The sequence below is a fragment of the Albidovulum sediminicola genome (assembly GCF_025751575.1).
Lineage (GTDB): Bacteria > Pseudomonadota > Alphaproteobacteria > Rhodobacterales > Rhodobacteraceae > Albidovulum > Albidovulum sediminicola.
Genome location: NZ_JAOWLA010000016.1, coordinates 20,066 through 35,704 on the forward strand (window position 1 = coordinate 20,066; position 15,639 = coordinate 35,704).

Here is a 15,639-nt window from a genome sequence, read left to right on the forward strand (position 1 = left end):
CTGTTGGTGGGGCGGTGGCCCCGTTGAGGTACCCGTTTCGGGCTTTGGGTTTGCGCCGCCCTAACGGGCGGCGTGGAAATTCTGACCGAGAGATGCGGGTGCGTTCAGGCTTGCCCGGCCGCGGCCGGACGACATGATCACCAGCACGACGATCGTTACCAGATACGGCGACATCGACAAGTACTCCACCGGAATGCCGGAGCCCGCCGCCTGCAGGTTGAGTTGCAGGACCGAGATGCCGCCGAACAGGTAGGCACCGATCAGCACGCGCCAGGGGCGCCAGCTGGCGAAGACGACGATCGCGAGCGCGATCCAGCCGGCACCGGCCGTGATGCCGTCGACCCATTGCGGGACGCGCACCAGGCTCACATAGGCGCCGCCAAGGCCCGCCATCGCGCCGCCGAAGGCGATGCAGCCCAGGCGGATGCGGTTGACCTTGTAGCCCAGCGCATGGGCAGCCTCGTGGCTTTCGCCGACCGCGCGGATGATCAGGCCAAGCCGGGTCGCGCGCAGCACCCACCAAACGCAAGCGACCAGCGCGATCGAGGCATAGACCATCCAGTCATGGCCGAAGACGATCGGGCCCAGGACCGGAATCTCGGCGAGCGGGCCGAAGGGAACCTTGGCCGTGACCGGCGGCTTGATGCCGTTGTAGCCCTGCCCCATGAGCGAGGAGAGGCCAAGCCCGAAGAGCGTCAGCGCAAGCCCGGTCGCCACCTGGTTGGCCAGCATGACCTGGGTCAGGAAGGCGAAGACCAGGCTCAGCACCGCGCCCCCCGCCGCCCCCGCGGCGAAACCCGCGACCGGGCTTTGGGTGCCCACCGCGGCGATGAAGCCGCAGATTGCGCCGACGATCATCATCCCCTCGACCCCGAGGTTCAGGACGCCCGATTTCTCCACCACCAGTTCGCCGAGTGCTGCGAGCATGATCGGAACCGCCGCCACCATCAGCGACGCGACGAGGATGACAGGATTGATGCCGCCGATATCCATCACTTGACCCCCAGCAATGTGGTGCGGATGCGGAAGTTCGTCAGAACGTCAACGCCCAGCAGGAAGAACAGAAGCATGCCCTGGAAGACCTGGATGGCAGCCGAGGGCAGGCCGAGGTTGGTTGCCGCCATCTCGCCGCCGACATAGGTCAGCGCCATGATGAAGCCCGCCAGCACGATGCCCAGCGGATTGAGGCGCCCGAGGAAGGCCACGATGATCGCGGTGAAGCCGTAGCCCACGTTGAAGTCGATGGAGATCTTGCCCGCCGGGCCCGTTACCTCGAACATTCCAGCGAGGCCCGCGAGCGCCCCCGAAAGCCCCATGCACAGCAAGACCAGACGCTCGGGCTTCACCCCGTGGAAGCGGGCGGCGCGCGGCGCTTGTCCGGCCAGCTTGATCTGGAAGCCCAGGATGTGCCGTTGCAGCAGGATATAGGCGGCAACACCCATCAGCAGGGCGAAGACGCCGCCCCAGTGCAGCCCGCTGCCCGCGATCAGCTCGGGGTTCGACGCCGCCGGGAAGGAAGAACCCGAAAAGCTGCGGCTTCCGGGGAAGCCCGCGCCTTCAGGGTTCCTCAGGAACCCGGTCGAGGCCTTCGCCAGGATCGTTTCGGCCACATAGACCAGCATCAGCGACACGAGGATCTCATTCGTGTTGAAGCGCGTCTTCAGGATCGCGGGGATCATCGCCCAGGCCCAGCCACCGAGCGCACCCGCGAGGATCATCACCGGGAAGATCAGGCGGCTTTCGGTCGGGTAGAGCGCCAGGCCCACCCCCGCGCCGCAGATGGCGCCCATGATGTACTGGCCCTCGGCGCCGATGTTCCAGATCCCGGCGCGGAAGCCCAGCGACAGGCCGATCGCGATCAGGATCAGCGGCCCCGCCTTCACAAGAAGCTGACCGCGCAGATACCAGGCGAATTCACCGAAAAGTGGGTCCCAGAAGATCGTCTTGATCACCGTGGCCGGGTTCTTGCCCAGAAGTGCAAACAGCAGGCCACCTGCGATCATCGTCAGCAGAACGGCAACGACCGGGGTCGCATAAAGCCAGAAGCGCGAGGGGATGGGTCGTTTTTCAAGCCTCAACATGATGCGCCACCTCCATCCCGTGGGCACCGCCCATCATCAGTCCGATCTGGTCTATGGTCAGGCCCTCGACCGGGCGGGGCTTGGTCAGGCGGCCCTCGTTCAGGACCGCGAACATGTCCGCGATCTCCAGCAGTTCGTCGAGGTCCTGGCTGATCACCACCACCCCGGCGCCCTCGGCCGCGCGGTTCAGGATCGCCTGCCGGATCGCCGCCGCCGCCGCCGCATCCACGCCCCAGGTGGGCTGGTTGATCACGATGACCTCGGGGCTCTGGTCAAGCTCGCGCCCGATCAGGAACTTTTGCAGGTTGCCGCCGGAGAGCGCCCGCGCGGCGACGTGGCTGCCGGGGGTGCGCACGTCGTAGGTCTGGATCACCTCCTCGGCGAAGCCGCGCGTGGCGGCCCAGTCGATGAAGCCCCTGTGCGTCAGGTTCCGCCGGATCGCGCCGGTCAGAAGCGCGTTTTCCACCAGTGACATGTCCGGGGCCGCGGCATGGCCGTAGCGATCCTCGGGAGCGGCGACCAAGCCCGCCCGGCGGCGTTCGCCCGGTCCAAGGTCGCCCGCAGCGCGGCCATTGATGCGGATCTTGTCCGAGGCCACGCGCAATTCACCTGACAGGGCCAGCAGCAGTTCGTCCTGCCCGTTGCCCGCGACACCCGCGATGCCCAGGACCTCGCCCCGCGCCACGGTGAAGGAGATGCCCTTGAGCGTCGTGCCGAAGGGAATGGGCGAGGCGGCCGACAGGTCCGTCACCCCCAGCACCACCTCGCCCTTGGCGCCCGCGCGGCGTTCCGGGGGCGTCAGGGTCGCGCCGACCATCAGTTCCGCCATCTCCCGCGCCGTGGTTTCGCGGGGCACGCAACTGCCCACCACCTTGCCGCGCCTGAGGATCGTGGCCCCGTCGCAGAGCGTGCGGATCTCCTCAAGCTTGTGGGAGATGTAGAGGATCGCCGTCCCCTCGGATGAAAGCTGGCGCAGCGTCTTGAAGAGGATCTCCACCTCTTGCGGGGTGAGCACGCTGGTCGGCTCGTCCATGATCAGCAGCTTCGGGTCTTGAAGCAGGCAGCGGATGATCTCCACCCGCTGGCGTTCGCCCGCTGACAGGTCCCCCACCATGCGCGCGGGATCAAGCGGCAGGCCGTATTCCTCGGACACGGCGCGGATGCGCGCGGCCAGTTCCCGCATCGGTGGCGGGTTTTCCATGCCAAGCGCCACGTTTTCCGCGACGTTCAGCGCTTCGAACAGCGAGAAGTGCTGGAACACCATCGCCACGCCCGCCGCCCGCGCCTCGGACGGTTCCGACGGCGCGAAGGGCTTTCCGCGGAAGGTCAGCGTGCCCTCGTCGGGTTTGACGAGCCCGTAGATCATCTTGACCAGCGTCGACTTGCCCGCGCCGTTTTCCCCCAGCAGCGCGTGCACCTCGCCCACGCCGATCGAGAACGACACGTCCTCGTTGGCTTTCACGCCGGGATAGGACTTGCTTATCCCGTCGATCTTCAAAAGCGTTTCCCTTGTCATCCCGCGCTATCCTTCCCGGTTCCGGCCTTCTCTGTTCGGGCCTTGGCGGTTTTCAGTGTGATCAGTTCGGCGGCGACCCCCAGGGCGATGGCCTGCGGATGCTTGCCAAGCCGCGGGTCGCCGATCGGGCAGCGGATATCTGCGATCCGTTGCGGCGTATGGCCCAGAGCCGAAAGACGGGAGCGGAAGCGCGCCCATTTCGTCTCCGACCCGATCAGGCCCAGGCTCGCGAACCCATGGGCCAGCAGCCGGTGGCAAAGGTCGAGATCGAGCGTGTGCGAGAATGTTAGGACCAGATGGTCGGCGTCCTCAGGCGCCTCCGCCACAAGCTCGGCGGGGTTGGTCGCGATCCTCTGCACCACGCCCCCGGGCAGGTCGGGAAACCGGCTGGCATCGGTGTCGATCCAGGTTAGCCGGAACCCCGGCAGGGGGCGCATGACCTCCACGATGGCGCGGCCGACATGGCCTGCGCCCCAGATCCAGATCTCGCGCAGCGGGCGCGTTACGGGCTCCACGAACCAACCCTGCACGATGCGCGGGACGGGGGTGAAGCCCTCGCCGCGCGCGCGCTTCAGGATGCGCGCGACCGCCATGTGCAGGACGCCCTCGGTCCCGGGCAAGGGCCGGGCGATGACGCTTTCACCGGCTGTGTGCGCCAGCCGGGACGCATCCCAGCGCTCGGACAAAAGCGTGACGGCCCCGCCGCAACACTGGTTCAGTGCCGGGCCAAGCGGCATCCGGTCCAGCCGCGCCACCTTGCTCTCGGCCAGCATCGCGCGGGCCCGTGCGGCGGCCTCGAACTCCAGCGCGCCGCCGCCGACCGTTCCCGCCTGCCCGCCGGCCCAGACCAGCATCGCCGCGCCCACCTCGCGCGGGGCCGATCCGGCGACCTCGGCCACAACGACCCGGACCACCGGCCCATGAGCCGCGATCACGCGGGCCAGGTCTTCCCGATCGAAGCTCATGCCAGCCCCCGTGCGCGCTTGACGGCGGCCAGGACCGCCTCGGCGGTCGCGGGTGCCTGAAGGTCGGGGTAGTGCGGCCCGCAGGCCGCGCAAGCCTGTGACAGCGCCATGAAGACCGAGATGCCATGCATGAACGGCGGCTCGCCCACGGCTTTCGAGCGGTAGATCGTCTCCTCCCGGTTCGCGCCGTCGTAAAGGGCGACGTTGAAGACGCGCGGCCGGTCCGAACAGGCCGGGATCTTGTAGGTCGAGGGCGCGTGTGTCCTGAGCCGCCCCTTCTCGTCCCAGACCAGTTCCTCGGTCGTCAGCCACCCCGCGCCCTGGACATAGGCGCCCTCGACCTGCCCGATGTCGATCGCCGGGTTCAGGCTGGCGCCCGCGTCGTGCAGGATGTCGGTGCGCAGGATGCGGTTCTCGCCCGTCAGCGTGTCGATCACGACCTCGGAGACGGAGGCCCCGTAGGAGAAGTAGTAGAACGGCCGCCCGCGCCCGGCCTTGCGGTCCCAGGTGATCTTGGGCGTGGCGTAAAACCCGGTCTGCGACAGGCTGACCCGTCCCATGTAGCAGCGCGCGGCGGCCTCGGCGAAGCTCATGTCCTCGCCGCCGACCAACACGCGGCCCCCCTCGAAACGCACCGCGGCGGGCGCGCTCTGATGTTGCTGGGCCAGGTATTCCGCCATCCGGGCCCGGATGCGGTCGCAGGCATCCTTGACCGCCATCCCGTTCAGGTCCGACCCCGAGGACGCCGCCGTGGCCGAGGTGTTCGGGACCTTCGCGGTGTCGGTCGCGGTGATCATCACGGCGTCCACGTCGACCCCGAAGGCGGCCGCCGCGACCTGGCTGACCTTGCGGAACAGACCCTGTCCCATCTCGGTCCCGCCATGGTTCAGATGGATCGACCCGTCCTGGTAGACATGGACCAGCGCGCCCGCCTGGTTCAGATGCGTCAGCGTGAAGGAGATGCCGAACTTGACCGGGGTCAACGCGATCCCACGCTTCAGGATCGGGCTCTGCCGGTTCCAGGCCGTGATCTCATCACGGCGCGCGGCCAGCCCCGCCTCGGCCTCAAGCCGCGCGACAAGGCCGTTCAGGATGAAATCCTCGACCGGCATGTGGTAGGGCGTCGTCTGCGTGAGGCCCGCGGACCCGTCCGGCACGAACCCCTCCGCCCCTTCCGAGGTCAGATCGACCCGTCCGCCCTTCATTCTGGCCGAAGTACTCCGGGGGTCCGGGGGCAGAGCCCCCGGCATCTCCGCATAGAAATTGCGCTTGCGCACCTCGGTCGGGGCAAGGCCCATAGCATGGGCGATGTGGTCCATCACCCGCTCGATCCCGATCATCCCCTGCGGGCCGCCGAAGCCGCGGTAGGCTGTCGCGGACTGGGTGTTGGTCCTCAGCCGGTGGCTCTCGATCCGGACGTGGTCGAGGTTGTAGGCGTTGTCGGCATGCAGCATCGCCCGGTCCGCGACCGGCAGGCTCAGATCCATCGACCAGCCGCAGCGGGCCAGTTGCAGGAACTCGATCCCCTGGATCTTCCCCCCGGCATCGACGCCCACGCGGTAGTCGATCCGGAAATCATGGCGCTTTCCGGTGATCGTCATGTCGTCGTCGCGGTCGTAGCGCATCTTTGCCGGGCGCCCCAGCAGACGCGCCACCAGCGCGCAGGACACCGCCAGCGCGTTGCCCTGGCTTTCCTTGCCGCCAAAGCCGCCGCCCATGCGGCGGATCTCGACGCGCACGGCATTCATCGGCAAGCCCAACGCCTCGGCCACCTTGTGCTGGATCTCGGTCGGGTGCTGGGTCGAGGACTGGACGATCACGCCGCCCTCGGCGGGCAGCGCCAGCGCCGCCTGGCCCTCCAGGTAGAAATGTTCCTGCCCGCCCATGGTGAAGGATCCCTCGATCACCTGGGGTGCGCCCGCGATGGCCGTGGCCGCATCGCCCTTGGACCAGACCACCGGCCCGCCCTCGAAGCGGCTGTCCGCCGCCAGCGCCTGGTCCACCGTCAGGATCGCGGGCTTCTCGCGGTAGTCGATCCGTGCCTTGCGTGCGGCCTTGCGCGCCTGAAGGTGGCTTTCGGCCACGACAAGGAAGATCGGCTGGCCGACGTAGTGCACCGTGCCCGTCGCCAGAAGCGGCTCATCATGGGCCGAGGGGGAGACATCGTTGGCAAACGGCAGGTCCTCGGCGGTCCAGACCGCGACCACGCCCGGCGCGGCCTTCACCGCCGACAGGTCCATCGCGGTGATGTCGCCATGCGCGGCGGAGGAAAGCCCGAAGGCCAGGTGCAGCGCGTTCGCCGGCAGCGCCACGTCGTCGATGTAGCGGGCCGCGCCGGTTACATGCAGTTCGGCGCTGTCGTGGGGGACGGGTTTCGCGACGCTCATGCCTGCACCTCCAGCACTGAGGCGACGGCCCCCTGGCTTTCGTGGAAATAACGGACCAGCATGTTCCGTGCCGTTTCCAGCCGGTAGGCCGCCGAGGCGCGCATGTCGGTCATGGGGGTGAAGTCCTGCGCGAAGGCGGGCAATGCCGCCTCGACCGTCGCCAGCGTCCAGTCGCGACCGCTCAGCGCGGCCTCGACCGCCGCCGCGCGCTTGGGGATGCCCGCCATGCCGCCGAAGGCGATCCGCGCAGCCGTCACCCGGCCGCCCTCCCGCATGATGTTGAAACAGCCGCAGACGGCCGAGATGTCCTGGTCGAAGCGCTTGGACAGCTTGTAGCAGGCGAGGTCCGGCACGCCGGCGGGGATCGTCACGGCCTCGACGAATTCGCCGGGCTGGCGGTCCTGCTTGCGGTAATCGAGGAAGAAGGCCTCCAACGGCAGGTCGCGCCGGGCATTGCCCTTGCGCAGGTGCAGGGTCGCGCCCATCGCGATCAGCGCTGGCGGCGTATCCCCGATGGGCGAGCCGTTGGCGATGTTGCCGCCAAGGGTCGCGGCCCCGCGCACCTGTTCCGAGGCAAAGCGGCGCAGAAGTTCGGCCAGTGCGGGGTGGAAGGGGGCGACGGCCTCGCGTAGCGCGGCAATCGTGACACCCGCGCCGACGCGCAGCCCGCCCTGCACCGCCTCGATCTGCTGAAGGTCCTCGCAGGCATGCAGGAACGCGACCTCGGGCAGGTCGCGCAGATCCTTGTTGACCCATAGGCCCACGTCGGTGGCGCCTGCGATCAGCGTGGCTTCGGGATGCGCTTCATACCAGGTTGCGAGCTCGTCCGCCGTTGCCGGGGCGCAGGGGGCGGGACCATCAAGCGACGTCGGCCGGTCCTGTACCCAGGCAGGAACGGGCTCGCCCGCCACGGCTTCCGCCGCGCGCACGATCGGGGCGTAGCCGGTGCAGCGGCAGAGGTTCCCCGCCAGGTAGCCGTCGTGATCGGTGGCCCCGTTGCGGTGCGCAGTGGCCATCGACATCACGAAGCCCGGGGTGCAGAAGCCGCACTGGCTGCCGTGCTTGTCGATCATCGCCTTCTGGACCGGGTGCAGCTCGCCCTTGGGGCCGGTCAGCCCCTCGACCGTGCGCACCGCCTTGCCGTGCAACTGCGGCAGGAACAGGATGCAGGCATTCAGTGCCCGGGTGCCGTCGGCGTCGGTCACCATCACGGTGCAGGCGCCGCAGTCGCCCTCGTTGCAACCCTCCTTTGTGCCCTTGAGACCGCGATCGTCGCGCAGCCAATCCAACAGTGTCCGCGTCGGGTTGTCGGCCGACACGCGGACAGGCGTTCCATTCAACAGAAACGCGATGTCGTTCATCCTGTGGTCCCGCCGCGTTCTCTTCGGTCGGGTTTGCGCGTGTCCGCCCGATGCGGCGTAAAGCGGGACACGCCCCGTATTCTGTTTGCAATCAAGCCTGCATGACGCACGCAAGGCAAGAACTATGTTTCATGATAACCCGAATGGTATTTCAAGAAAGTGCATAAAATGACCCGGCGTCGCTGCAACTGCATTTTCCGGACGCGGGCCGCTGTAAAATCTGAAAACCAAGGCATAATGAGCGCTTGGGTGGCAGGATAGAGACCCCGGGGGCAATGTCAATGAACGCGATCGTGCTGAGTTCGGCGGCTCTGCTCGCCGCTCTTGCTGCAGCGCAGCTTTTCCTGGCGTCCGCGTTTTCGCGGCGGATCGCCGCGCGCGTGGCGCGGATTCGTGCCGGGCGGGCGGCGTCGGGCGGGGCCGACCTTCCCGCGCCGGTGCGCGACTTTGCCCTGCGTTGCGGGGCGGCATCCGGCGGGCGCGCCGCGCGGTTCACCCAGGCGGCGGACCTGCGCCTGAAGCCGGGTGCGCCGTTCCAGGCCATCCTTGCGACCCAGCATGTGGCCCTGGGCGAGGCCGGTTTCGCCTGGGATGCCGTCCGGCCCATCGGGCCGCTTCCCCTCTTTCGGGTGATCGATGCCTATGACGGCACCGGCGGCCTGCTGGAGGCGCGCTTCCTTGGCGCCGTCCCGCTGGCCGCCAGGTCGGGGCAAGACATCGCCCTGGGCGAGGCGCTGCGCTACCTCGCGGAATTGCCCTGGGCGCCGGATGCGATCCTCGGCAATCCCGACATCGGCTGGCGGATGACCGACGCGACCCATGTCGAGGCCTCCTTGCCCGTGGGGAACGCCATGGCGCGCGTTACCTTCAGCCTCGATGCCCAGGGCGACTTCGTAACCGTCGAGGCGAAGGATCGCCCGGCCTTCGATGCGCAGGGGCGCGCGGTGGCTTACGACTGGCGGGGGCATTTCCGCGACTACCGCCGGATCGGCGACCGCCGCGTGCCGGAAAGGGGAGAGGTGGGATATGTCTACCCTGAGGGGTACGAGGTCTATTTCCGCGGCCGCATTCTGAGCTACGAGGTCCTGGCCTGAGCCGGGCCCCGCTTCCGCTCTCCCGCCCGCTCCGCTAGTCTGGCCGCATGACCCGTGCCCCCCGATTCATCCATCTTCGCGTCCACACCGAATATTCGCTGCTGGAGGGCGCCGTCCCCGTAAAGAAGCTTCCCGGCCTGGCCGAGAAGATGGGGATGCCCGCCGTCGCCGTGACCGACACGAACAACATGTTCGCGGCGCTGGAGTTCTCCGTGGGCGCCTCGGGCGCCGGGCTTCAGCCCATCGTCGGTTGCCAGATCTCGCTGGACTTCGACCCCGTCCAGCCCGGCGAACGTGCGCGCCCGCCCGCGCCCATCGTCCTGCTGGCGCAGTCCGAGGCGGGCTACATGAACCTGATGAAGCTCAACTCCTGCCTTTACCTGCGCGGCGACGGGTCGCTGCCGCATGTGACCCCGGAGGAGGTGGAGGCCCATTCCGGCGGCCTGATCTGCCTGACCGGCGGGCCGGACGGGCCGATCGGGCGGCTTTTGCAGACCGGACAGGGCGCCAAGGCCGAGGCGCTGTTGCGACGTCTGGCCATGGCCTTCCCGACACGGACCTATGTCGAACTGCAACGCCACCCCGGCGAGGGCGGCCGCCTGACCGAGGCCGAGCAGCTGACCGAGCGCGGCCATGTCGAGATGGCCTATGACCTGGGCCTGCCGCTGGTCGCAACAAACGATGTCTATTTCCCCAAGCCCGGCATGTACGAGGCCCATGACGCGATGATCTGCATCGCGGAGGGCGCCTATGTCGATCAGCAGGAATCCCGCCGCCGCTTGACCCCGCAGCACTATCTGAAGACGCCGGAGGAGATGGCGGCGCTTTTCGCCGACCTGCCCGAAGCGCTGGAAAACACCGTCGAGATCGCGCGACGCTGCGCCTTCAAGGCGACGAAGCGCAAGCCGATCCTGCCGCGCTTCGCCGACGACGAGGTCGAGGAACTGCGCCGCCAGGCCTGGGCGGGGCTGCGCGCCCGCCTCGCCGTCATCCCCCATTCCGCCCCGGTGGAGGAGTACGAGGCGCGGCTGAAATTCGAACTCGACATCATCGAGCAGATGGGCTTCCCCGGCTACTTCCTGATCGTTGCCGACTTCATCAAATGGGGCAAGGACCACGATATCCCGGTGGGACCGGGCCGGGGGTCGGGCGCGGGCTCGCTCGTTGCCTATGCGCTGACGATCACCGACCTTGACCCCTTGCGCTATTCGCTGCTCTTCGAACGCTTTCTGAACCCTGAACGCGTCTCGATGCCGGACTTCGACATCGACTTCTGCATGGATCGCCGCGAAGAGGTCATCGAATACGTCCAGCAACGCTACGGGCGCGAGAAGGTGGCCCAGATCATCACCTTTGGCGCGCTCTTGTCCAAGGCCGCGGTGCGCGACGTGGGCCGGGTGTTGCAGATGCCCTATGGACAGGTGGACAAGCTCTCGAAGCTGATCCCGGTCGAGGGGGTCAAGCCCGTCTCCATCGAAAAGGCGCTGGCCGACGAGCCGCGCCTGCGTGAGGCCGCCCGCGCCGAGGAGGTGGTCAAGCGCCTTCTGGATTACGGCCAGCAGATCGAGGGGCTTTTGCGCAACGCCTCGACCCACGCGGCGGGGGTGGTGATCGGCGATCGTCCGCTGGACGAGTTGGTGCCGCTCTACCAGGACCCGCGCTCGACCATGCCCGCGACCCAGTTCAACATGAAATGGGTCGAACAGGCGGGTCTGGTGAAGTTCGACTTCCTCGGCCTCAAGACCCTGACGGTGATCCAGAACGCGGTTGACCTGATCCGCGATGGCGGGCGGCATCTGCACATCGCCGCCGACGGGCGGGAGCTTTACGCCCCGCCGGAGGGGGCGGTCGATCAGATCAACGCCATCCCGCTGGAGGACGCGCCCACCTACGAACTTTACGCCCGCGCCCAGACGGTGGCGGTGTTCCAGGTGGAAAGCACGGGCATGATGGATGCGCTCCGGCGCATGAAGCCCACCTGCATCGAGGACATCGTGGCGCTGGTGGCGCTATACCGCCCCGGCCCGATGGAGAACATCCCCGTTTACTGCGAGGTCAAGAACGGCCTGCGCGAGATCGAGTCGATCCACCCGACCATCGATCACATCCTGAAGGAAACCCAAGGCATCATCGTCTACCAGGAACAGGTGATGGAGATCGCCAAGGTCATGGCGGGCTATTCGCTTGGCGGCGCCGACCTTCTGCGCCGCGCCATGGGCAAGAAGATCAAGGAGGAGATGGATAAGGAACGCCCGAAGTTCATCGAGGGCGCCAAGAAGACCCACAACGTCGATGCAAAGAAGGCCGGAGAGGTCTTCGATCTTCTGGAGAAATTCGCCAATTACGGCTTCAACAAGTCGCACGCGGCCGCCTATGCCGTCGTCAGCTACCAGACCGCCTGGCTGAAGGCCAACCACCCGGTGGAGTTCATGGCGGCGGTCATGAACTGCGATATCCACCTGACCGACAAGCTCGCCATCTACAAGCGCGAGGTCGACCGCATGGGGATCGCGACGGTGGCGCCCTGCGTCAACCGGTCCTTCGCGACCTTCACGGTCAAGGACGGCAAGGTCGTCTACGCGCTTGGCGCGCTGAAGAACGTCGGCGTCGAGGCGATGCGGATGATCGTCGCGGCGCGGGGGGATCGGCCCTTCGTCTCGCTTTTCGATTTTGCGCGGCGGGTGGACCTGAAGCGGCTCGGCAAGCGGCCGTTGGAGATGCTCGCGCGCGCCGGGGCCTTCGACGTGCTGGACGCCAACCGCCGCCGGGTCTTCGACAGCCTCGACGCGCTTTCGGCCTGGTCGGCGGCGGTGCATGAGGCGTCCTCGTCCAGCCAGGTCTCTCTTTTCGGGGATGCGGGTGATGACCTGCCGGAGCCGCGGCTGGCGCCGGTCGATGACTGGCTGCCGGTGGAGCGGCTGGCAGAGGAGCACCAGGCGGTGGGCTTCTACCTGTCGGGCCACCCGCTGGACGATTACATGCCCGCCCTCAAGCGCAAGAAGGTGATGACGCTGAGCGAGGTGACAGAGGCCGCAGAGCGCGGGCCGCTGGTCGCGAAGATGGCCGGTACCGTGTCGAACCGGCAGGAACGCAAGTCCGCGCGCGGCAACCGCTTTGCCTTTGTCGGGCTTTCCGATCCCACCGGGCTTTACGAGGTCACGGTGTTCTCCGACACGCTGGAAACCGCGCGCCAGCACCTGGAGCCCGGGAACGCCGTCGTCCTGACGGTCGAGGCCAACCTTGAGGGCGAGACGCTGAAGCTGCTGGCGCGGGCGGCGCAGCCGGTCGACAGCGTGGCCGCCGATGCCGGGGGCGCGGGCCTGCGCATTCATGTGGAGACGGAGGCCGCCGTCGCCTCCGTCGCGGGTCTTCTGGCGCGCATGCAGCAGGAGGCGAAGATCCGGTCGCGCGGTCCGGTCAGCTTCCTTGTCGCCGACCGCGCCACCGGGACCGAAGTCGAGGTCGAGACCGGCCGCGACTTCCCGGTCAATCCGCAGATCAAGGGCGCGATCAAAGCCATGTCCGGCGTCGTGCTGGTCGAAGAGGTATGAGGCCGAGGCCCGGCAGGCTGGTCCGCGCGCTGCGCAACCTGGCGGCGTTTGGGGCACTTGTCGTGTCGGCGGTTCTGGGCCTGCGCGCCTTCTACGCCCTCCCTTCGCTTGATGCGCGGACCGTCAGCGCGGCGATACCCGCCTCTGCCGAAACCACGCTTGGCGCGGCGATCCTGCCCGATGCCGCGCGCCATCCGGGGCTTTCAGGTGTCTTCGCGCTTGAAAACGGGATCGACGCCTTTGCCGCGCGCATGTCCCTTGCGCTTGCGGCGGAGCATTCGATCGACGCGCAATACTACATCTGGCAGGACGACCTGACCGGCCTCAGGCTTCTGTCGGAACTGTCCGCCGCGGCCACCCGCGGGGTGCGCGTGCGGCTCCTGGTCGATGACAACGGCACGCCCGCGCTTGATCAGGAACTTCTGGCGCTTTCGGCCCTACCCTCGGCAGAGGTCCGCATCTTCAATCCCTTCGTCCTGCGTGCGCCGCGCGGGTTGAACTACATGTTCGACTTCAGCCGGCTGAACCGACGGATGCACAACAAGTCCTTTACGGTGGACGGTGTCGTGACCATCGTCGGCGGCCGCAACATCGGCAATCTCTATTTCGAGACGGGCAGCGGGCATCTCTACTCCGACCTCGATGTGATGGCCTTCGGCCCCGCCGCCGCCGATGTGGGCGCCGATTTCGACCGCTACTGGAACAGCCATTCGGCCTATCCGGTGGAACTTCTGGTCAAGCCGGAACCCGGCGGCGGCACCCGTCTGGCCGCGCGCGATGCGGCCCTTCGCGAGACGGCGCAGGCCGAACTCTACGGCCAGGCGGTGCGGTCCTCGCGTCTGTCCGCGCTGATCCGGGACCGCAGCCTTCCGATCGAATGGACGAGGGTGCGGCTCTTCAGCGACGATCCGGCCAAGGCGCTCGGGCAGGTGAACGGCGAGGCACTGATGTTTAGCCTGCTGATGGCGGAGATCGAGCGCCCCGCGCACAGCTTCGACAGCGTTTCGGCCTATTTCGTACCGGGTCGGCAGGCGACGCGGATGCTGGCCGGGATGGCGCAGAGGGGCATCAAGCTCAGGACGCTCACCAATGCGCTTGAGTCGACCGACGTGGCGCCGGTGCACTCGGGCTATATCGGCTATCGGGACGCGCTCGTCGATGCGGGGGTCGAGGTCTGGGAGCTGAAAAGCGAGGGTGGCGAGCGCAAGTCGGTCGATGATTTCGGGATCATCGGCATTTCCCGCACTGCCCTTCACGCCAAGACGTTTCAGATCGATGGGCGCCGGGCCTTTGTCGGCTCGTTCAACTTCGATCCCCGCTCGAAACGCCTGAACTGTGAAATGGGCCTGATGATCGACAGTCCCGCGCTTGCGGGGCTGATTTCGGGATGGCTCGACCGGGAATTGCCCCGGCTCGCCTACCGCGTGCTGCGGGATGCCTCGGGCGGGTTGGTCTGGATCGATCGCAGCGGCGCGGGCGAGGAAACTGTCTGGACGCACGAGCCGAACACCACCTGGCCCTTGCGCACGGCGGTCTGGATGATCGGGTTTCTGCCGGTCGAGTGGCTGCTTTAGCGGGCGAAACGCCGGGCGAAGATCCGGGCCACCGACACCGCCAGGATGATGCGCAGCAGATGGTGCGCCGTCACGTAAAGGATCGACAGCTTCAGGCTGAGCGCGATCAACCCCATCTCCACCAGGCCGCCGGGGGCGAAGGCCAGGAAGACCGCCGGGGTGGTTTCGCCGACCGCGCCCGCCAGGCCCCAGGCGATCAGGCCCGCGCCCCCCATCATGAGAGAGACGCTGATCAACGAGAGCCGCAGGGCCTCAAGGATGCGCCGCTTCGGCATCCCGCTGAAACGCACGCCCAAGGAGGTGCCGATCACGACCTGGGTCGCCCAGACGGCGGCTTGCGGCGGGACGGCCGCGGTAAGCCCGGTGAGATGGGCCGCCCCCGACAGGACGATCGGTCCCAGCACATGCCCCGCCGGCAGGTTCAGCTTCAGCCCCAAGATCGCGCCCGCCACGCCCGCGACGACCAGGACCGCCAGGTCCACAAGCCCCATCTCGCTGCCCGCCACGGCAGCGCCGCTGGCAGATCCGACCGCGTGCCCGACCATCCAGGTGAAGAAGAGCGGAATGAACATGATCGTCAGGATCAGCCGCAGGAACTGCAGCATGATCAGCATCTGCATGTCGGCGCCAGCCTCTTCGCCCATCTGCACGGTCTCGACCAGCCCACCCGGCGCCGTTGCGAACAACGCGGTGACCCGGTCGACACGGCCGGAGGCCACAAGCACGCGGAAGCCGGCGTAATGCACGGCTGGGATGAAAAGCGTGAGGATGGCGAGCGAGGGTAGCCAGGCCGCCGCCTCCTGCAAAAGCCCCGGTTGCACCGCCCCGCCGATCGCCACGCCGACCACCGGAATGAAGAGCATCCGCAGCCGCTGCGGCGCCTCTGGTAGCCTGCCCAGGGGGCGCAGGCCGAGAAGAGCGGCCGCGCCGACGCCGAGAAGCGAGCCCAGCAGCATGGGCAGCGGCAGGTGCAGCAGCATGGCGGCGGCCCCGCCCAGGGTGCCGATCGCATAGGTCGCGGCCACGGTCGGCCAGTGCGGTGCGCCGAAAAAGGCGGACAGTCGGGAGGTCATCGCGCTTGGTCTAAGAATATCCGGAGGAGGATCTTGC

General features: G+C 67.7%; 10 protein-coding genes. 3 read left to right on the forward strand and 7 right to left on the reverse strand.

From position 1 onward, the window contains the following. Window positions 1–60: 60 nt before the first annotated feature. From OE647_RS15650 to xdhA, 6 genes are read right to left on the reverse strand one after another with little or no spacing between them, the layout of a single operon-like run. Window positions 61–993: an ABC transporter permease gene (locus OE647_RS15650; RefSeq protein WP_263722695.1), complete on the reverse strand. Its 933-nt coding sequence runs from the start codon at window positions 991–993 to the stop codon at window positions 61–63. Further along, on the reverse strand, window positions 993–2,081 hold the full coding sequence (locus OE647_RS15655) for an ABC transporter permease (protein WP_263722696.1): 1,089 nt from the start codon (window positions 2,079–2,081) through the stop codon (window positions 993–995). Before OE647_RS15655 ends, OE647_RS15650 begins: the two co-directional genes overlap by 1 nt. Then, complete coding sequence (locus OE647_RS15660; protein ID WP_263722697.1) at window positions 2,068–3,597, reverse strand: ABC transporter ATP-binding protein; 1,530 nt, start codon at window positions 3,595–3,597, stop codon at window positions 2,068–2,070. Before OE647_RS15660 ends, OE647_RS15655 begins: the two co-directional genes overlap by 14 nt. Further along, complete coding sequence (xdhC, locus tag OE647_RS15665; RefSeq protein ID WP_263722698.1) at window positions 3,594–4,562, reverse strand: xanthine dehydrogenase accessory protein XdhC; 969 nt, start codon at window positions 4,560–4,562, stop codon at window positions 3,594–3,596. The genes OE647_RS15660 and xdhC overlap by 4 nt, the downstream gene beginning before the upstream one ends. After that, window positions 4,559–6,949: a xanthine dehydrogenase molybdopterin binding subunit gene (xdhB, locus tag OE647_RS15670; RefSeq protein WP_263722699.1), complete on the reverse strand. Its 2,391-nt coding sequence runs from the start codon at window positions 6,947–6,949 to the stop codon at window positions 4,559–4,561. The genes xdhC and xdhB overlap by 4 nt, the downstream gene beginning before the upstream one ends. Next, on the reverse strand, window positions 6,946–8,310 hold the full coding sequence (gene xdhA / locus OE647_RS15675; RefSeq protein ID WP_263722700.1) for a xanthine dehydrogenase small subunit: 1,365 nt from the start codon (window positions 8,308–8,310) through the stop codon (window positions 6,946–6,948). The genes xdhB and xdhA overlap by 4 nt, the downstream gene beginning before the upstream one ends. A gap of 281 nt (window positions 8,311–8,591) precedes the next feature. Between xdhA and OE647_RS15680 the strand changes: the two genes are divergently transcribed. Genes OE647_RS15680 through OE647_RS15690 form a run of 3 tightly spaced genes read left to right on the forward strand, consistent with a single transcriptional unit; the run spans window position 8,592 to window position 14,529 of the window. Continuing rightward, complete coding sequence (locus OE647_RS15680; protein WP_263722701.1) at window positions 8,592–9,404, forward strand: DUF6544 family protein; 813 nt, start codon at window positions 8,592–8,594, stop codon at window positions 9,402–9,404. A gap of 47 nt (window positions 9,405–9,451) precedes the next feature. Then, window positions 9,452–12,955 carry a DNA polymerase III subunit alpha gene (gene dnaE, locus OE647_RS15685; protein WP_263722702.1) on the forward strand — a complete coding sequence of 1,168 codons (3,504 nt, stop codon included), beginning with the start codon at window positions 9,452–9,454 and terminating at the stop codon, window positions 12,953–12,955. Continuing rightward, a complete protein-coding gene (locus OE647_RS15690) occupies window positions 12,952–14,529 on the forward strand; it encodes a phospholipase D family protein (RefSeq protein ID WP_263722703.1) in 1,578 nt (525 codons plus the stop codon). Before dnaE ends, OE647_RS15690 begins: the two co-directional genes overlap by 4 nt. Here OE647_RS15690 and OE647_RS15695 read toward each other — a convergent pair. Next, the gene (locus OE647_RS15695; RefSeq protein WP_263722704.1) at window positions 14,526–15,602 is read right to left on the reverse strand and encodes an AbrB family transcriptional regulator; all 1,077 of its coding nucleotides are present in this window, start codon (window positions 15,600–15,602) and stop codon (window positions 14,526–14,528) included. The two genes, OE647_RS15690 and OE647_RS15695, sit on opposite strands and share 4 nt — an antisense overlap. Between the last annotated feature and the right edge of the window lie 37 nt (window positions 15,603–15,639).

Coding starts and splice junctions, on each gene's coding strand:
- OE647_RS15650 (WP_263722695.1), bottom strand. CDS start 993: ATGGATATCGGCGGCATCAATCCTGTCATCCTCGTCGCGTCGCTGATG.
- OE647_RS15655 (WP_263722696.1), bottom strand. CDS start 2,081: ATGTTGAGGCTTGAAAAACGACCCATCCCCTCGCGCTTCTGGCTTTAT.
- OE647_RS15660 (WP_263722697.1), bottom strand. CDS start 3,597: ATGACAAGGGAAACGCTTTTGAAGATCGACGGGATAAGCAAGTCCTAT.
- xdhC (WP_263722698.1), bottom strand. CDS start 4,562: ATGAGCTTCGATCGGGAAGACCTGGCCCGCGTGATCGCGGCTCATGGG.
- xdhB (WP_263722699.1), bottom strand. CDS start 6,949: ATGAGCGTCGCGAAACCCGTCCCCCACGACAGCGCCGAACTGCATGTA.
- xdhA (WP_263722700.1), bottom strand. CDS start 8,310: ATGAACGACATCGCGTTTCTGTTGAATGGAACGCCTGTCCGCGTGTCG.
- OE647_RS15680 (WP_263722701.1), top strand. CDS start 8,592: ATGAACGCGATCGTGCTGAGTTCGGCGGCTCTGCTCGCCGCTCTTGCT.
- dnaE (WP_263722702.1), top strand. CDS start 9,452: ATGACCCGTGCCCCCCGATTCATCCATCTTCGCGTCCACACCGAATAT.
- OE647_RS15690 (WP_263722703.1), top strand. CDS start 12,952: ATGAGGCCGAGGCCCGGCAGGCTGGTCCGCGCGCTGCGCAACCTGGCG.
- OE647_RS15695 (WP_263722704.1), bottom strand. CDS start 15,602: ATGACCTCCCGACTGTCCGCCTTTTTCGGCGCACCGCACTGGCCGACC.